Origin of the sequence: Pigmentiphaga litoralis, assembly GCF_013408655.1 — a bacterium.
Classification (GTDB): Bacteria; Pseudomonadota; Gammaproteobacteria; order Burkholderiales; family Burkholderiaceae_B; genus Pigmentiphaga; species Pigmentiphaga litoralis_A.
In genome coordinates this window covers 1,534,348-1,552,564 of the sequence record NZ_JACCBP010000001.1, presented here as the reverse complement: position 1 = coordinate 1,552,564, position 18,217 = coordinate 1,534,348, and the positions used below count along the sequence as shown (strand labels likewise).

Genomic DNA, 18,217 nt, shown 5'->3' with positions numbered 1-18,217 from the left:
ACCGAAGGACACTGGGTTTTAGCAATGGCAATCGACGGAATTCTGAACGAAGGCTTTATCACCACCACGGCGGATAAGGTCATCAACTGGGCCAAGACAGGTTCGCTCTGGCCCATGACATTCGGCCTCGCCTGTTGCGCGGTCGAAATGATGCACGCCGGCGCGGCGCGATATGACCTCGACCGGTTCGGGATCATCTTTCGCCCCAGCCCGCGTCAGGCCGACCTGATGATCGTGGCCGGCACGCTGTGCAACAAGATGGGTCCGGCACTGCGCAAGGTGTACGACCAGATGCCCGAACCGCGCTGGGTGCTGTCGATGGGCTCCTGTGCCAACGGCGGCGGCTACTACCACTATTCGTACTCGGTGGTCCGCGGCTGCGATCGCATCGTGCCAGTCGACGTCTACGTGCCGGGCTGCCCGCCTACGGCCGAGGCCTTGATCTACGGGCTTCTCCAGCTGCAGAACAAGATCCGCCGCACGAACACGATCGCCCGTTGACCGGACGATGCGTGTCGCCCCTGTTTCGTTTGACCTTGTCCGCCCCACCACCGGGCGGGCTGCCATCTTTCGCTCGGACGCTTCATGACCAAGCTTGAAACCCTGAATCAACGCCTGCTGAGCCTGTTCGGCGACACGGTCCGTGTCAGCGCTGCCCTGGGCGAGCTGACGCTCGAAGTGCCGCCTGCGCAATACATGCAGGTGTGCCTGACCCTGCGCGACAACCCCGACCTGGGTTTCGAAAGCTGCGTCGACCTGTGCGGCGTGGATTATTCGGCGTACGGCAACGACGTCAATGAAGGTCCGCGCTTCGGCGTGGTGCTGCACTTGTTGTCCTACAAGAACAACTGGCGCCTGCGCGTGCGCACCTTTGCCGACGATCCGGACCTGCCGGTGGTGGCGTCGCTGGTCGACGTCTGGCCTGGCGTGAACTGGTACGAGCGAGAAGCGTTCGACTTCTTCGGCATCCTGTTCGAAGGCCATCCCGACCTGCGCCGGATCCTGACCGACTATGGTTTCATCGGCCATCCGTTCCGCAAGGACTTCCCGGTGACCGGCAACGTTGAAATGCGCTACGACCCGGAACAACGCCGGGTCATCTATCAGCCCGTGACCATCGAACCGCGTTTGATCATCCCGCGTGTGATCCGCGAAGACGGCTACGGAGCAGGACGGTAAATCATGGCAGAAATCAAGAATTACACGCTGAACTTCGGCCCCCAGCACCCGGCTGCGCACGGCGTGCTGCGCCTGGTGCTCGAGCTCGACGGCGAAGTCATCCAGCGTGCCGACCCGCACATCGGCCTGCTGCATCGCGCGACCGAAAAGCTGGCCGAGCACAAGACCTTCCTGCAGGCGCTGCCCTACATGGATCGTCTCGACTACGTGTCGATGATGTGCAACGAGCACGCCTACGTCATGGCGATCGAAAAGCTGCTGGGTCTGGAAGTGCCGCTGCGCGCGCAGTACATCCGCGTCATGTTCGACGAGATCACGCGCATCCTGAATCACCTGATGTCGCTGGGCTCGCACGCGCTGGACGTGGGCGCGATGGCTGTGTTCCTGTACACCTTCCGTGAACGCGAAGACCTGATGGACTGCTACGAAGCGGTCTCGGGCGCGCGTATGCACGCGGCCTACTACCGTCCGGGCGGCGTGTACCGCGACCTGCCCGACGCCATGCCGCAGTTCCGCGACAGCAAGTACCGCAGCGCCAAGGAAGTGCGGGCGATGAACGACGAACGGTCGGGGTCGCTCCTGGACTTCATCGAGTCGTTCACCAACCGCTTCCCGGGCTATATCGACGAATACGAAACGCTGCTGACCGACAACCGGATCTGGAAACAGCGTCTGGTCGACGTGGGCATCGTGACGGCCGACCGTGCCAAGGCGCTGGGCTTTACCGGCCCCATGCTGCGGGGTTCGGGCGTCGAGTGGGACCTGCGCAAGACGCAGCCCTACGAAGTCTACGACCTGATGCAGTTCGACATTCCGGTGGGCGTCAACGGCGACTGCTACGACCGCTACCTGGTCCGCGTCGAAGAAATGCGCCAGTCCAACCGCATCATCAAACAATGCGTGGAATGGCTGCGGAACAACCCGGGTCCGGTCATCACCTCGAACCACAAGGTGGCGCCGCCATCGCGTGCCGAGATGAAGACCAGCATGGAAGAGCTGATCCATCACTTCAAGCTATTTACCGAAGGCTTCCATGTGCCGCCGGGCGAAGCCTATTCGGCGGTCGAACACCCGAAGGGCGAGTTCGGCATCTACCTGGTGTCCGACGGCGCCAACAAACCTTATCGGCTCAAGATTCGTGCACCGGGCTTTGCCCACCTGCAGGCCCTGGATGAAATGGCGCGCGGTCACATGATCGCCGACGCCGTCACCATCATCGGCACGCAGGACATCGTGTTCGGCGAGATCGATCGCTAATTCACGACACTACCGAGTCAATACCGGATCACACCATGCTGCTTTCCGAACAGGCCTTCAAGAAGATCGACCGCGAACTGACCAAGTTCCCGGCCGACCAGAAACAGTCCGCCGTCATGGCTGCGCTTGCTATCGCGCAGGACGAGAAGGGCTGGCTGTCGCCCGAGGTGATGGAAGAAATCGCGATCTACCTGGACATGGCGCCGATTGCCGTGCAGGAAGTCGCGACCTTCTACAACATGTACAACCTCAAGCCGACCGGCAAGTACAAGATTTCCGTCTGCACCAATCTGCCCTGTGCCTTGCGTGACGGCGAACGCGCCGCGCATTTCCTGAAAGACAAGCTGGGCATCGACTACCGCGAAACCACCGCCGACGGGGTATTCACCCTGGTTGAAGGCGAGTGCATGGGTGCGTGCGGCGATTCTCCAGTGCTGCTGGTGAACAACAAGCGTATGTGCATTCAGATGTCCGACGATCGCCTGGAAGCCCTGGTGGCCGAGCTGCGTTCGGACGCGACTGCAGGAGGTGCCCAATGAGCACGACCGAAATTCTGCCTATCAGTACGGCGTTCCACGACCGCCACATCGACCCCCAGATCATGGCGGGTCTGGATGGCAATAACTGGCGCATTGACGACTACGTGCAGCGTGGCGGCTATGAAGCCCTGCGCAAGATCCTGACGTCGGGCATGACGCCCGAGCAGGTCATTGCCGAGGTCAAGTCGTCGGCCCTGCGCGGCCGGGGCGGTGCGGGTTTCCCGACCGGCCTGAAGTGGAGCTTCATGCCCCGGACGTTCCCGGGCCAGAAGTACCTCGTCTGCAATTCGGACGAAGGCGAGCCGGGTACCTTCAAGGACCGCGACATCCTGCGCTACAACCCGCACATCGTGATCGAAGGCATGGCCATTGCCGCCTACGCAATGGGCATCACCGTGGGCTACAACTACATCCACGGCGAAATCTTCGAGGTCTATGACCGGTTCGAAGAAGCCCTGGAAGAAGCCCGCGCGGCCGGTTTCCTGGGCGACAAGATCCTGGGTTCGGGTTTCAGCTTCCAGTTGCACGCCTTCCACGGATATGGCGCGTACATCTGCGGCGAAGAAACCGCGCTGCTCGAATCGCTGGAAGGCAAGAAAGGCCAGCCGCGCTTCAAGCCGCCGTTCCCGGCCAGCTTCGGCATGTACGGCAAGCCGACCACGATCAACAACACCGAAACGTTCGCGGCGGTGCCGTGGATCATCCGCAACGGCGGCGAAGCCTATCTGAACGTGGGCAAGCCGAACAACGGCGGCACCAAGCTGTTTTCGGTGTCGGGCGACGTGGAGCGTCCAGGCAACTTCGAGATCCCCATGGGGACGCCTTTTTCGAAGCTGCTGGAGCTGGCCGGTGGCGTTCGCGGCGGGCGCAAGCTCAAGGCCGTGATCCCTGGCGGGTCGAGCGCGCCGGTGCTGCCTGCGCACCTGATGATGGACTGCACGATGGACTACGACTCGATCGCCAAGGCGGGATCGATGCTGGGTTCGGGCGCGCTGATCGTCATGGACGAGACCCGTTGCATGGTCAAGTCGCTGCTGCGCCTCTCGTACTTCTATCACGAGGAAAGCTGCGGTCAGTGCACCCCTTGCCGTGAAGGCACGGGCTGGATGTACCGCGTGGTGAACCGTATCGAAAACGGCAAGGGCCGTCCGGAAGACATCGACCTGCTGGACTCGGTCGCGGGCAACATCATGGGCCGCACGATCTGTGCGCTGGGTGATGCCGCGGCGATGCCGGTGCGGGGCTTCCTGAAGCACTACCGCGACGAGTTCGTCCACCATATCGAACACAAACATTGCGTGGTGCCGCACTACCTGTAGCCGAACGGCGAAGCAGGGCGCGCGACCGCAAGGTTTTCAATAAATGATCACGACTGGCCCTTGACGGGACATACGGAAAGAAGATGGTTGAAATCACGATCGACGGCAACAAGGTGGAGGTGGCGGAGGGCAGCATGGTCATGCATGCCGCCCAGAAAGTCGGCCTTTACGTGCCGCACTTCTGCTATCACAAGAAGTTGTCGATCGCGGCCAATTGCCGCATGTGTTTGGTTGATGTCGAGAAGGCGCCCAAGCCGCTGCCTGCCTGTGCGACACCGGTCAGCAACGGCATGGTCGTGCACACACAATCCGAGAAGGCCATCAATGCCCAAAAGGGCGTGATGGAGTTCCTGCTCATCAATCACCCGCTCGACTGCCCGATCTGCGATCAGGGCGGCGAATGCCAGTTGCAGGACCTGGCCGTCGGCTACGGCAGCTCGGCTTCGCGCTATAGCGAAGAAAAGCGGGTGGTGTTCCATAAAAGCCTGGGCCCACTGGTATCGGCCGAGGAAATGGCGCGCTGCATCCACTGCACGCGTTGCGTCCGCTTCGGCCAGGAAATTGCCGGCGTGATGGAACTGGGCATGTTGAACCGCAGCGAACACGCCGAGATCACCTCGTTCGTGGGCCGCGCGGTCGAATCCGAACTGTCGGGCAACATGATCGACGTGTGCCCGGTGGGCGCCCTGACGTCGCGTCCGTTCCGCTACAGCGCCCGTACCTGGGAGCTGTCGCGCCGCAAGTCGGTCAGCCCGCACGACAGCGTCGGCGCGAACCTGATCGTCCAGGTCAAGAACGACCGCGTCATGCGTGTCGTGCCGCTCGAAAACGAAGACGTCAACGAGTGCTGGATCAGCGACCGTGACCGTTTCTCGTACGAAGGCCTGAACAGCGACGATCGCGCGACCACACCGCTGATCCGCGGCAACGACGGCGTCTGGAAGGAAGCCGACTGGGCCGAAGCCCTGGACTTCGCTGCTGCTGGTCTGAAGCAGGTGCAGGCCAGCGCCGGCGCCGACCAGATCGGCGCGCTGTCGGCACCGTACGCCACGACCGAAGAATTTGCTTTGCTGGCCCGCCTGGTGCGCGGCCTGGGTTCCGACAACATCGACTTCCGCCTGCGTCATACCGCAACGGACGTCGACGCTGCCCGCACGGGCGCACCGTGGCTCGGCATGCCGCTGGCCGACCTGGCCACGCTGGACCGTGTCGTCGTCATCGGTTCGTTCCTGCGCAAGGATCATCCGCTGATCGCCCAGCGTCTGCGTCAGGCCGCCAAGGCCGGCACGCGTGTCGTGCTGATCGACGTGTCCGGCGACGATCCGCTGCTGCCCGTCACGCAGCGCATCACCGTCAAGCCGAGCGAACTGGCTGGCGTGCTCGCCAAACTGGCGGTTGCGGTGGCAGGCGCCAAGGAAGTGGCTGTGCCGGCTGAACTCGGTCAGGTCGAAGCCGACGACGCCTCGACCCGCATTGCCGAGCTGCTGCGCACGGGTACCAACTCTGCCGTGCTGCTGGGCAACCTGGCGATCCAGCATCCTGATGCACTCGCCATTGCGGCCAATGCGCAGTTCATCGCCACCACGACGGGCGCCAAGCTGGGCGTGCTGACCGAAGGCGGCAACTCGGTGGGCGGCTATCTGGCCGAAGCCGTGCCGCAGCAGGGTGGCAAGACCGCCGCCGCCATGATCGCCGAGCCGCTCAAGGCCTATGTGGTCCTGCACGCCGAACCGACGTTCGACTGCGACAACGGTCCGGCCGCACTGGCTGCACTGAAGTCGGCCAGCTTCAACGTCGCACTGACGCCGTTCGTGTCCGACGCCAAGGAATGGGCCAACGTGATCCTGCCGGTCGCGCCGTTCACGGAAACGTCCGGTACGTTCGTCAACGCCGAAGGGCGCGTCCAGGGCTTCAAGGGCACGGTCCGCCCGCGCGGCATGACGCGTCCGGGCTGGAAGGTGCTGCGCGTGCTGGGCAACGCCCTGCAGCTGGCGAACTTCGACGACGAAACCTCGGAATCGGTGCGCGACAGCGTGCTGTCGGGCGACATCGCCTCGCGCCTGTCGAACACGCTGAACGTCGGCGTGTCGCTGGGCAAGGCCGGTACCGCGGTGGCCGCCGGCGCCCTGGAACGTGTTGCCGACGTGCCGATCTACCGCACCGACGCCATCGCGCGCCGCGCCGAAGGCCTGCAGGCCCATCCGGCGTCCGATGCGCCCGATGCCCGGGCGCACTCGGCAACGTTAGAACGCCTGGGCATGGTCGCGGGCGACCGCGTCCGCGTCACGTCGCCGTCCGGTGTCATCGAGCTTTTCATTCAACAAGACGACACGGTTGCCGATGGGGCCGTCCGTATTTCGGCCGCCCACGCAACGACCGTGGCACTGGGTGGCGCGTTTGAACAAATCAGCGTGGAGCGTGCCTGATGTCGTGGACTAACTCCCTTCAGGCCTGGGGAACCGGACTCATCGGTGCAGGCGCCTGGTCGGTGGTGTGGAATCTGGTGCTGATCGTCTGCATCCTGCTGCCGGTCATCATCGGTGTGGCCTACCTCACCTTGTGGGAACGCAAGATGATCGGCTGGATGCACGTGCGCGTGGGTCCGAACCGCGTGGGTCCGCTCGGTCTGCTCCAGCCGTTCGCCGACGTGCTCAAGCTGCTGACGAAAGAAGTGATCGTTCCCAGCAGCGCCAACAAGGTGCTGTATGTGATCGCACCGGTCATGGTCCTGATGCCGGCACTGGCCGGCTGGGCCGTGATCCCGTTCGGTCCGGAAACCGTGCTGGCCAACGTCAACGCCGGTCTGCTGTATGTCATGGCCATCACCTCATTGGGTGTGTACGGCGTGATCATCGCCGGCTGGGCATCGAACTCCAAGTACGCCTTCCTGGGCGCGCTGCGTGCCTCGGCACAGATGGTGTCGTACGAACTGGCGATCGGCTTCGTGCTCGTGACGGTGCTGCTGGTGTCGGGCAGCCTGAACATGAGCGACATCGTCCTGAAGCAAAACGCCGGCTGGTTTGCCGACAAGGGCCTGAGCTTCCTGTCGTGGAACTGGTTGCCGCTGCTGCCGCTGTTCGTGATCTACGTGATCTCGGCCGTGGCCGAAACCAACCGCCACCCGTTCGACGTGGTGGAAGGCGAGTCGGAAATCGTTGCGGGCCACATGGTCGAATACTCGGGGATGGCGTTCGCGCTGTTCTTCCTGGGTGAATACGCCAACATGATCCTGCTGTCGTGCCTGGCGTCGGTCATGTTCCTGGGCGGATGGGCGTCGCCGCTGGACTTCGCGCCGTTCACCTGGATCCCGGGCTGGGTCTGGCTGTTCTTCAAGACATTCTTCGTGGTGTCGCTGTTTGTGTGGTTCCGTGCGTCGTTCCCGCGCTATCGCTACGACCAGATCATGCGTCTGGGCTGGAAGATCTTCATCCCGCTGACGCTGGTGTGGCTCCTGGTGATTGCGGTCTGGATGCAGACGCCTTGGAACATCTGGAAGTGATGCCGGTTTCGGCCGAGCAATCAAATAGGTAGGACAGAATCATGAACGCAATCAAGGATTTTCTCGGCAGCCTGCTGCTGACCGAGTTGTTCAAGGGCATGCGGCTGACGGGCAAGTACATGTTTGCCCGGAAGATCACCGTGCAGTACCCGGAAGAAAAGACGCCGATGTCGGGCCGCTTCCGTGGTTTGCACGCGCTGCGCCGCTACCCGAACGGCGAAGAACGCTGCATCGCCTGCAAGCTGTGCGAGGCCGTGTGCCCCGCGCTCGCCATCACGATCGAATCTGAAGTGCGCGACGACGGCACCCGCCGTACCAACCGCTACGACATCGATCTGACCAAATGCATTTTCTGTGGCTTCTGTGAAGAAAGCTGCCCGGTGGACTCCATCGTCGAAACGCACATCCACGAGTACCACGGGGAAAAGCGCGGCGACCTGTACTTCACCAAGGAAATGCTGCTGGCGGTGGGCGACCGGTACGAATCGGAGATCGCGCAACGCCGTGCCCAGGACGCGAAGTACCGGTGAAACGCGTGCCTGTCGACTCCGCCCTTCATACCGTCCCTTCGGGCCGGCACCTGACATTCAAACTATGACCGCCATTCTGTTCTATCTGTTTGCCGCGATCCTCGTGCTGGCCGCCTTGCGGATCATCACGACGCGCAGCCCCGTCACGGCCGCGATGCACCTGGTGCTGGCGTTCTTCACGGCCGCCATGATCTGGATGCTGCTGAAGGCCGAATTCCTGTCCATCCTGCTGGTGCTGGTGTATGTCGGCGCGGTCATGGTGCTGTTCCTGTTCGTGGTGATGATGCTCGACATCGACACCAGCAAGATGCGCGAAGGCTTCAAGTCCTACCTGCCGGTGGGCCTGTCGGTCGGCGCCATCATGGTGGTGGAAATGTCGTTCGTGCTGGCGCGTGCCTACTGGGTGCCCGAAGCCGGCCCGGCGCCTGTCGCCGCCGACTTCAACAACACGCGCGCCATCGGCATCGCGATGTACACGGACTACGTGTTCGCAGTCGAAGTCGCCGCCGTGCTGCTGCTGGTGGGCATGGTGTCGGCGATCTCGCTCACGCTGCGCCGCCGCTCCGACGTCAAGGTCACGCGCTCGTCCGACCAGATCCGGGTTCGCGCCAAGGATCGCGTGCGCATCGTCAAGATGACGTCGCAGACCGAGCAGCCGGAGCCGACGCCCCTGGACACTGCATCCGATTCGAATGGAGCCAAAGCATGACGCTCACCCTGGGCCACTTCCTGGTGTTGGGGGCGATCCTGTTCGCCATCAGCATCGTCGGCATCTTCCTGAATCGCAAGAACATCATCGTGCTGCTGATGGCGATCGAGTTGATGCTGCTGGCGGTCAATATGAACTTCGTCGCCTTTTCCACCTGGATGGGCGACATCAGCGGTCAGGTATTCGTCTTCTTCATATTGACGGTGGCAGCCGCTGAATCGGCCATCGGCCTTGCGATTCTTGTTGTGTTGTTCCGCAACCTGAACACGATCAACGTTGATGAACTTGACCGGCTCAAGGGCTGACGGTCCAGTAAACGAGAAAACCAAGACATGTCGAGCGTTCCTAAGCTCTATCTCATTATCGCTTTCGCCCCGTTGATCGGGTCCCTCCTGGCCGGCTTGTTCGGCACCGGCTTCCTCGGACGCTGGCTTGGAAGGGCAGGGGCGCATACCGTCACCATTCTGGGTGTCCTGATATCCGCCATTGGTGCGGTCATCGCGTTGCAAGACGCGCTGGCGGGCTACACCTTCAATGGCACCCTGTACACCTGGGGCGCGATTGGCGGCATCAAGCTCGAAATCGGATTCATGATCGACACCCTGTCGGCCATGATGATGGTGGTCGTCACCTCCGTGTCGCTCATGGTGCACATCTACACCATCGGCTACATGAAGGAAGACCCGGGCTATGCCCGATTCTTCTCGTACATCTCGCTGTTCACCTTCTCGATGCTGATGCTGGTCATGTCCAACAACATGCTGCAGCTCTTCTTCGGCTGGGAAGCAGTGGGCCTGGTTTCGTACCTGCTGATCGGCTTCTGGTACACCCGTCCGACCGCGATCTTCGCGAACATGAAGGCCTTCCTGGTCAACCGTGTCGGCGACTTCGGCTTCATCCTGGGTATCGGCCTGCTGTTCGGCTACGCCGGTTCGATGAACTACGCCGAGGTGTTCTCGCAGTCGACCAAGCTGGCCGGCATGACCTTCCCGGGCACCGACTGGATGCTGCTGTCGGTCGCGTGTATCAGCCTGTTCATCGGCGCCATGGGCAAGTCGGCGCAGTTTCCGCTGCACGTCTGGCTGCCTGACTCGATGGAAGGCCCGACCCCGATCTCCGCACTGATCCACGCCGCAACGATGGTGACCGCGGGCATCTTCATGGTGTCGCGTTTCTCGCCGCTGTTCGAACTGTCGCCCGCCGCGCTGTCCTTCATCATCGTGATCGGCGCCATCACCGCGCTGTTCATGGGCTTCCTGGGCATCATCCAGAACGACATCAAGCGCGTGGTCGCGTATTCGACGCTGTCGCAGCTCGGCTACATGACCGTGGCGCTGGGCGCGTCGGCCTACTCGGTCGCCATCTTCCACCTGATGACGCACGCGTTCTTCAAGGCCCTGCTGTTCCTGGCGGCCGGTTCGGTCATCATCGGCATGCACCACGAACAGGACATGCGCAAGATGGGCGGTCTGCGCAAGTACATGCCGATCACCTGGATCACGTCGCTGCTGGGCTCGCTCGCACTGATCGGCACGCCGTTCTTTGCAGGCTTCTACTCGAAAGAAAACATTATCGAAGCGGCCAAGCTGTCGACGATTCCGGGCGCGGGCTTCGCGTACTGGGCCACGTTGATCGGCGTGTTCGTGACGGCGTTCTACTCGTTCCGCATGTACTTCCTGGTCTTCCACGGCAAGGAACGTTTCGCGACGGACGGCGGCCATCATGCGGATGCGCATGGTCATGACGACCACGCGGCTGCACATGCCACGACGCATGCGCCGCACGCGGCGCACGGATCGCACGACTCGCAAGCCATTCCGCACGACGACCATGCGCACGATGTGCACGGCCACGACGACCACCACGGTCACGGCGGCGTGCCGCACGAGTCGCCCGCCGTGGTTTGGGTGCCGCTGGTGCTGCTGGCCATCCCGTCGGTCATCATCGGCGCGATCGCGATCGGCCCGCTGCTGTTCGGCGACTTCTTCAAGAATGTGATCTACGTGTCGCCCGACCACCACGTCATGGCGCACCTGGCCGAGCACTTCCACGGCTGGGCCGCGTATGGCATGCACGCCTTCACGACGGCGCCGTTCTGGCTGGCCGTGGCCGGTGTGGTGGTGGCCTGGTACTTCTACCTTGTGAACCCGGCCGTTCCGGCGGCGATCAAGGCACGTAGCGGCGCCATTTACACCTTGCTGGACAACAAGTACTACATGGACAAGTTCAACGAAGTCGTCTTTGCCCGTGGCGCCCGCGTGATCGGCAATGGCTTCTGGAAGTTCGGCGACCGCCAGCTGATCGACGGCCTGATCGTCAACGGCAGCGCGCGGTCGGTGGGCTGGATCGCCTCGGTGGTCCGCCACCTGCAGTCCGGCTATATCTATCACTACGCCTTTGCCATGATCATCGGCATCATGGCGCTCGTGACGTTCTTTGTGTTGATGAATAATTGATGGCAAGCGACATGGCTCAATCTTCTCTTCCGTGGCTCACGCTTGCGATCTTCACGCCGATCGTATTCGGGCTGCTGGTCCTGGCCACTGGCCGTGAACACAATCCGAACGTCTCGCGCGTCCTGGCGCTGATCGGCTCGATCGCCGGGCTGATCGTCACGATTCCGCTGATCGCGGGCTTCAACGCCGGCACCGCCGACATGCAGTTCGTCGAGAACACCGCATGGGTCGCGCAGTTCGGCATCTACTATCACCTGGGCATCGACGGTATCTCGTTGTGGCTTGTGCCATTGACGGCCTTCATCACGGTCATCGTGGTGCTGGCAGGGTGGGAGGTCATCACCGACCGCGTGGCGCAGTACATGGGCGCCTTCCTGTTCCTGTCGGGCTTGATGATCGGCGTGTTCGTCGCGCTGGACGGTCTGCTGTTCTACATCTTCTTCGAAGCCACGCTGATCCCGATGTTCATCATCGTGGGCGTGTGGGGCGGTCCGAACCGCGTGTACGCAGCCATCAAGTTCTTCCTGTACACGTTCATGGGCTCGCTGCTCATGCTGGTGGCCTTCATCTACCTCTGGCATGCATCGGGCGGCTCGTTCGACATCCAGACGTGGCAGAAGCTGCCCCTGGGCTACACCGAACAGATCCTGATCTTCTTCGCCTTCCTGATGGCGTTCGCCGTCAAGGTGCCGATGTGGCCGGTGCACACCTGGCTGCCCGACGCCCACGTGGAAGCGCCTACCGGCGGTTCGGTGGTGCTGGCCGCGATCATGCTGAAGCTGGGTGCCTATGGTTTCCTGCGCCTGTCGCTGCCCATCGTGCCCGATGCGTCGCACAGCCTGTCGGGATTCATGATCGTCCTGTCGCTGATCGCCGTGATCTACATCGGCCTGGTCGCACTGGTGCAGTCCGACATGAAGAAACTGGTGGCGTACTCGTCGGTCGCCCACATGGGTTTCGTGACCCTGGGCTTCTTCATGTTCAACACCGCCGGTACCGAAGGCGCGATCATCCAGATGATCTCGCACGGCTTCGTCTCGGGCGCCATGTTCCTGTGTATCGGTGTGCTCTATGACCGCATGCACTCGCGCCAGATCGCCGATTACGGTGGTGTGGTCAACGTGATGCCGCGTTTTGCCGTGTTCTTCGTGCTGTTCTCGATGGCCAACAGCGGCCTGCCGGCCACCAGCGGTTTCGTGGGCGAGTTCTTCGTAATCCTGGGCGCGGTCGAATACAACTTTTGGATCGGCCTGCTGGCTGCCACCGCACTGATCCTTGGCGCGTCGTACTCGCTGTGGATGGTGAAGCGCGTGATCTACGGCCCCATCGCCAATGACCACGTGCGGGCCCTGACCGACCTGAACCGTCGTGAATTCGCGATCCTGGCGATCATGGCCATCGCCGTGCTGTACATGGGTATCTATCCGGCACCCTTCACCGATGTGATGCACGTCTCGGTCGATGCGCTGCTCAAGCATGTCGCTGTTTCAAAACTGTAAGTCGCGGGACGCTTAACGCAATGGACTTTGCCAATCTGAACCTGCCCCTCGTCTTGCCGGAGATTCTTCTCCTGGTGCTGACGTCTACGATTTTGCTGATCGACGCATTCAGCAAAGACGAGGAGCGCAAACTCACGCACTACCTGTCGTTGACGACCCTTGCGGCGTTGACCTGGTTGAGCCTGTCGGAGCTGATCTCCGGCGTGCAGGGGACGGCGTTCGGCTCCCTGTATGTCGCGGACGGCATCGGCCACGTGCTCAAGGTGTTCTCGTACATCGCCGTGGGCGTGACCCTGATCTATGGCCGCAGCTATGCGCACCTGCGCGGCATGCTGCGCGGCGGCGAACTGTATGTGCTGTCGCTGCTGGCGCTGCTGGGCCAGATGATCATGATCTCGGCCGGCAACATGCTGACGATCTACCTGGGCCTGGAACTGATGTCGCTGTCGTTCTACGCGCTGGTCGCCCTGCGCCGCGAACACCCCGTGTCGACCGAAGCCGCCATGAAGTACTTCGTGCTGGGCGCGCTTGCATCGGGTTTCCTGTTGTACGGCATGTCGATGATCTATGGTTCGACCGGCACCCTGACGCTGGACGGCATTGCCCGCGCGGTGGCCGACCAGAATCAGGACCGCATGATCATGGTCTTCGGCCTGGTGTTCCTGGTCGCGGGTCTGGCCTTCAAGCTGGGTGTGGTTCCGTTCCACATGTGGGTGCCCGACGTCTATCAAGGCGCACCGACCCCCGTCACGCTGCTGCTGGGCGGTGGCCCGAAGCTTGCCGCGTTTGTCATCATCCTGCGTCTGCTGGTCGAAGGTCTGGGCGATCTGTGGGCCAGCTGGCAGCCGATGCTGGCCATCATGGCTGTCGCGTCGCTGGCGATCGGCAACCTGGCCGCTATTGCGCAGACCAGCCTGAAGCGGATGCTGGCGTACTCAACCATCTCGCACATGGGCTTCGTGCTGCTGGGCCTGATGTCGGGCATCGTCGACGGCAACGCCGCCAACGCCAACAACGCGTACAGCTCGGCCATGTTCTACGTGGTGATCTATGTGCTGACCACGCTGGGTTCGTTCGGCATCATCATGCTGCTGTCGCGCGCTGGCTTTGAATGCGACGACATCAAGGATCTGGCCGGCCTGAACCGCCGCAATCCCTGGTACGCCCTGATCATGCTGCTGCTGATGTTCTCGCTGGCCGGCGTGCCGCCGACCGTGGGCTTCTACGCCAAGCTGTCGATCCTGCAGTCGCTGGTCGGTATCGGCCACGTGGGCCTCGCCATCACCGCAGTCGTGTTCTCGCTCATTGGGGGCTACTACTACCTGCGCGTAGTCAAGACCATGTACTTCGACGAGCCGACCGACAACTCGCCCATCGTGGCATCGATCGGCTTCAAGTCGGTGCTGTCGGTCAACGGTGCGCTGATGCTGGTGCTGGGCGTGTTGCCCGCACCGCTGATGGCGCTCTGTGTGCAGGCGATTTCCACGTCGCTGAAGTTCTGAGGATTTGAACCTCGGGGGGCTTGAGGTGCTGAGGTGCTGAAGTGCTGAGGTGCCCAAGTTCTAGAGTTCTGATAGTTCTGAGGTTCAGGCTCCGGGGTTGTTTTCCCGGAGCCTGATGCTTATCAAGGCCCGCCTGAGCCGGGGCCGCGTCCACCGCGATGCGCGTCCCGCGAGGCTTCCCTGCAAGGTGGTGCACGCTCTTGAAACAAACGCTCGCCATCTACGTTCTTGTGTTCCTTGCGCTCGTCGGCGCGAATCTTCCCTTCCTGACTGAACGCCTGTTTGCCGTGCTGCCCTTTCGCCGCGCAGGCGCGATCGTTGCTAAGCCGTTCTGGCTGCGCTTTGTCGAACTGGTCGTCCTGTACCTGCTGATCGGCCTGATCGGGCGCGGCTTCGAAGCCAGCCTGGGCAACGTCTTTCCGCAAGGATGGCAGTTCTACGCCATTACCTTCGTGCTGTTCCTGGTGCTGGCATTTCCCGGCTTCGTACACCGGTACTTGATGAGAAAGAGGGTGGCATGACCGCAGACGAACTTCGCAAAGACCTGGACGCCGCGTCGGCCCGCATGAAGGAAGCGACGCTGACCAGCGAATCCGTCTTCAAGGGCAAACTGCTGGACGTTTGGCGCGATACCGCCCGGCTGCCCAACGGGGCCACGTCCACGCGCGAACACTTCCACCACCCGGGCGCTGCCGCCATCGTGCCCGTGCTGCCGGACGGCCGCCTGGTTTTGGTCAGGCAGTACCGCTATCCCATGCACCGCGCCTTCGTCGAATTCCCGGCTGGCAAGATCGACAAGGGTGAGGCGCCCCTGGCAACCGCGCAACGCGAGCTGCTGGAAGAGACGGGGTACCACGGCGGCAAGTGGACCGAGCTGACCACCATCCACAACGCCATTGCCTACTGCGATGAACGCATCATTCTGTTCATGGCGGAAGGCATTGAGGCGGGTGAGCAGAAGCTGGACGAGAACGAGTTCGTCGAGGTGTTTACGGCCACGCTGGAAGAGCTGCTGTCGTGGATCGCCGCAGGCATCGTCACCGATGTGAAGACGATCATCTCGGCGTTCTTTGTTGAGAAGTTTCGCGAAGGGCGCGGGGATCAGGTGCCGGTCAAAGGTAGCTAAAGGCCGCCGATCGCCGGTCGAACGATCGTGCGCCAACGACAAAAACGCCGCAGTGGCCAAGCCCCTGCGGCGTTTTTTTATTCAAGGCCCCGTGTGTGGGGCCAGGGCGTTACCGCCCTGTCTTGATCGTTACCCCCGAGCCGCCTTCTGCTCCAACCGGAAGCGATGCAGCAACGGTTCCGTATACCCATTCGGCTGCGCCAACCCTTCAAACACCAGCGCGCTCGCCGCCTTGAATGCCAGCGACGTCTCTTCATTGCCCGACATCGGCTCATAGATCGGATCGTTGGCGTTCTGCTGGTCCACCACCTTGGCCATGCGCTTCATCACGTCCTTCACGTCCGCGTCGGTCGTGATGCCGTGGCGCAGCCAGTTGGCGATGTGTTGGCTGGAGATGCGCAGGGTGGCGCGGTCTTCCATCAGGCCGACGTTGTGGATATCAGGCACCTTGGAGCAGCCGACGCCCTGGGCGATCCAGCGGACCACGTAGCCCAGGATGCCTTGCGCGTTGTTTTCCAGTTCCTGCTTGATGTCGGCGGCGGACCACTTGCTTGGGTCGCCGATCGGCACGGTAAGCAGGCCCTCCAGCAATTGGTCGTCCACATCGGCCAGCTTTGTCTTTTCCAGGTCCTGCTGAACGGCTTGCACGTCCACTTGGTGGTAATGCAGCGCGTGCAGGGTGGCGGCGGTGGGTGAGGGGACCCAGGCGGTGTTGGCGCCGGCCTTGGGGTGCGCGATCTTTTGTTCGAGCATGGCGGCCATCAGGTCGGGCATGGCCCACATGCCTTTGCCGATCTGGGCGCGGCCACGCAGGCCGGCGTCCAGGCCGATCAGCACGTTGCTGCGCTCGTAGGCGGCAATCCAGGAGGACGCTTTCATGTCGCCCTTGCGCATCATGGGGCCGGCTTCCATCGCGGTGTGCATTTCGTCGCCCGTGCGGTCCAGGAAGCCCGTGTTGATGAAGGCCACACGTTCGCTGGCGGCGGCAATGCACGCTTTCAGGTTGACGCTGGTGCGGCGTTCTTCGTCCATGATGCCCATTTTCATGGTGTGACGCGGCAGGCCGAGCAGGTCTTCGATGCGGTCGAACAACTCATTTGCGAAGCCGACCTCGGCGGGGCCGTGCATCTTGGGCTTCACGACATAGAAGGATCCGGCGCGCGAGTTTTGCTTGCGCTTGAGGTCAGGCAGGGAGGCCAGGGTGGCGACCACGCCGTCCATGATGCCTTCGGGGATTTCCAGGCCGTCCTTGTCCAGAATCGCCGGGTTGGTCATCAGGTGGCCGACGTGACGCACGAACATCAGCGAGCGGCCATGCAGCGTGAGTTCCTTGCCGTCGGCGCCGGTATAGGTGCGATCGTCGTTCAGGCGGCGGGTGAAGCTCTTGCCGCCCTTGCTCACTTCTTCGGTCAGCGTGCCCAGGTTCAGGCCCAGCCAGTTGCGGTACACGTGCACCTTGTCTTCGGTGTCGACCGCAGCGATCGAATCTTCAAAGTCCATGATGGTCGTCAGGGCGGCTTCCATCAGCACGTCCTTCACGCCGGCCTTGTCGGTGCTGCCGATCGAGTCGGTCTTGTCGATCTGGATCTCGAAGTGCAGGCCGTTATGGCGCAGCAGCAGCGCGGTCGGGGCCGACGCATCGCCCTGGTAGCCACGGAACAGCGACGGGTCTTGCAGGCCGGTGGTCTTGCCGCCCAGGTCGACTTGCAGGGCGCCATCGACCACGGTGTACGACGTTGCGTCCACGTGCGAGCCACTCGCCAGCGGCGCGGCCTGGTCCAGGAAGGCGCGGGCGCGGGTGATGACCGCCTGGCCGCGCTTGGGGTTGTAGCCCGCGCCGCGTTCGGCGCCGTCGGTGTCGGGCAGGGCGTCGGTGCCGTACAGGGCGTCGTACAGGCTGCCCCAGCGGGCGTTGGCCGCGTTCAGCGCGTAACGCTGGTTCGACACCGGCACCACCAGCTGCGGACCGGCCTGTTCGGCGATTTCGGTGTCGACGTTCTTGGTGCTGGCCTTGACGGTTGCCGGCCGCGCCTGCAGGTAGCCGATGCTTTCCAGGAAGCTGCGATACGCCGGCATGTCGGTGATCGGACCCGGGTGGGCCTGGTGCCAGGTGTCGATCTCGGCTTGCAGACGGTCACGTTCCTTCAGCAGCGCGCGATTCTTGGGCGCCAGGTCGTGAACGAGGCGGGAGAAGCCCTGCCAGAAGGTGTCGCTGTCCAGGCCGGAATCCTTGAGGGCTTCCTGTTCGATGAAACGATCCAGCAGCGAGGCTACCTGGAGGCCGTGGCGGGCGATGCGTTCAGTCATGGGGGTTCTCCACACAATCTTGGGTAAGGAAGTCGGGCGTGTACGGTGCAGCGCCCGGAAGTTTTGGCTATGGATGATCATAAACGCCCGGACGCTCCGGGCGGGCATCCGATACCGTGTATTGCAGTCACTAGTCTTTTGCGTGGGGAGTGGGGAAGGCGCGCCGTCGCCGATGACGTTGGTTGCGCGAATGCGTATCATTGCGATGCAGGCAGCGCGTGTCAGAGCGGGTCCACGTAGGGCCACAGACGGGCGGGGCGACTAGAGGGCCTTGCTCGGTGACGAGGTATTCTCC

The 18,217-nt window shown here is 62.5% G+C and carries 16 protein-coding genes; 15 read left to right on the top strand and 1 reads right to left on the bottom strand.

From position 1 onward, the window contains the following. Positions 1 to 24 precede the first annotated feature (24 nt). The 15 genes from HD883_RS06850 (at position 25) to HD883_RS06780 (ending at position 15,615) form a co-directional block, all read left to right on the top strand. Positions 25 to 501: a NuoB/complex I 20 kDa subunit family protein gene (locus tag HD883_RS06850; RefSeq protein ID WP_179587039.1), complete on the top strand. Its 477-nt coding sequence runs from the start codon at positions 25 to 27 to the stop codon at positions 499 to 501. 84 nt (positions 502 to 585) lie between these two features. Then, a complete protein-coding gene (locus tag HD883_RS06845; protein WP_179587041.1) occupies positions 586 to 1,179 on the top strand; it encodes an NADH-quinone oxidoreductase subunit C in 594 nt (197 codons plus the stop codon). 3 nt (positions 1,180 to 1,182) lie between these two features. Continuing rightward, on the top strand, positions 1,183 to 2,436 hold the full coding sequence (locus tag HD883_RS06840) for an NADH-quinone oxidoreductase subunit D (RefSeq protein WP_179587043.1): 1,254 nt from the start codon (positions 1,183 to 1,185) through the stop codon (positions 2,434 to 2,436). A 35-nt stretch (positions 2,437 to 2,471) separates the two neighbouring features. Then, entirely contained in the window at positions 2,472 to 2,975 is a 504-nt protein-coding gene (gene nuoE / locus HD883_RS06835) for an NADH-quinone oxidoreductase subunit NuoE (protein ID WP_179587044.1), read from the top strand. Then, positions 2,972 to 4,294, top strand: coding sequence for an NADH-quinone oxidoreductase subunit NuoF (nuoF, locus tag HD883_RS06830; RefSeq protein ID WP_179587046.1), 1,323 nt, complete (start codon positions 2,972 to 2,974; stop codon positions 4,292 to 4,294). Before nuoE ends, nuoF begins: the two co-directional genes overlap by 4 nt. Positions 4,295 to 4,377: 83 nt before the next feature. Beyond that, on the top strand, positions 4,378 to 6,720 hold the full coding sequence (gene nuoG / locus HD883_RS06825) for an NADH-quinone oxidoreductase subunit NuoG (RefSeq protein ID WP_179587048.1): 2,343 nt from the start codon (positions 4,378 to 4,380) through the stop codon (positions 6,718 to 6,720). Beyond that, positions 6,720 to 7,793 carry an NADH-quinone oxidoreductase subunit NuoH gene (gene nuoH / locus HD883_RS06820; protein WP_179587050.1) on the top strand — a complete coding sequence of 358 codons (1,074 nt, stop codon included), beginning with the start codon at positions 6,720 to 6,722 and terminating at the stop codon, positions 7,791 to 7,793. Before nuoG ends, nuoH begins: the two co-directional genes overlap by 1 nt. A gap of 41 nt (positions 7,794 to 7,834) precedes the next feature. Next, positions 7,835 to 8,323, top strand: coding sequence for an NADH-quinone oxidoreductase subunit NuoI (gene nuoI / locus HD883_RS06815; protein WP_179587052.1), 489 nt, complete (start codon positions 7,835 to 7,837; stop codon positions 8,321 to 8,323). 64 nt (positions 8,324 to 8,387) lie between these two features. Further along, positions 8,388 to 9,032 carry an NADH-quinone oxidoreductase subunit J gene (locus HD883_RS06810; RefSeq protein ID WP_179587054.1) on the top strand — a complete coding sequence of 215 codons (645 nt, stop codon included), beginning with the start codon at positions 8,388 to 8,390 and terminating at the stop codon, positions 9,030 to 9,032. After that, entirely contained in the window at positions 9,029 to 9,337 is a 309-nt protein-coding gene (nuoK, locus tag HD883_RS06805) for an NADH-quinone oxidoreductase subunit NuoK (protein WP_074323126.1), read from the top strand. Before HD883_RS06810 ends, nuoK begins: the two co-directional genes overlap by 4 nt. A 27-nt stretch (positions 9,338 to 9,364) precedes the next feature. Further along, positions 9,365 to 11,488: an NADH-quinone oxidoreductase subunit L gene (nuoL, locus tag HD883_RS06800; RefSeq protein WP_179587056.1), complete on the top strand. Its 2,124-nt coding sequence runs from the start codon at positions 9,365 to 9,367 to the stop codon at positions 11,486 to 11,488. Between the two features lie 11 nt (positions 11,489 to 11,499). Continuing rightward, positions 11,500 to 12,987 (top strand): NADH-quinone oxidoreductase subunit M, encoded by a 1,488-nt coding sequence (locus HD883_RS06795; RefSeq protein ID WP_179587059.1) that lies wholly within the window; start codon positions 11,500 to 11,502, stop codon positions 12,985 to 12,987. 20 nt (positions 12,988 to 13,007) lie between these two features. Then, positions 13,008 to 14,489: an NADH-quinone oxidoreductase subunit NuoN gene (nuoN, locus tag HD883_RS06790; RefSeq protein WP_179587062.1), complete on the top strand. Its 1,482-nt coding sequence runs from the start codon at positions 13,008 to 13,010 to the stop codon at positions 14,487 to 14,489. A gap of 200 nt (positions 14,490 to 14,689) precedes the next feature. After that, positions 14,690 to 15,010: a DUF2818 family protein gene (locus tag HD883_RS06785; protein ID WP_257022017.1), complete on the top strand. Its 321-nt coding sequence runs from the start codon at positions 14,690 to 14,692 to the stop codon at positions 15,008 to 15,010. Then, on the top strand, positions 15,007 to 15,615 hold the full coding sequence (locus HD883_RS06780; RefSeq protein ID WP_257022016.1) for an NUDIX domain-containing protein: 609 nt from the start codon (positions 15,007 to 15,009) through the stop codon (positions 15,613 to 15,615). Before HD883_RS06785 ends, HD883_RS06780 begins: the two co-directional genes overlap by 4 nt. A 129-nt stretch (positions 15,616 to 15,744) precedes the next feature. Here the strand turns inward: HD883_RS06780 and HD883_RS06775 are convergent, their stop codons facing one another. Next, complete coding sequence (locus tag HD883_RS06775) at positions 15,745 to 17,922, bottom strand: malate synthase G (RefSeq protein ID WP_179587066.1); 2,178 nt, start codon at positions 17,920 to 17,922, stop codon at positions 15,745 to 15,747. Between the last annotated feature and the right edge of the window lie 295 nt (positions 17,923 to 18,217).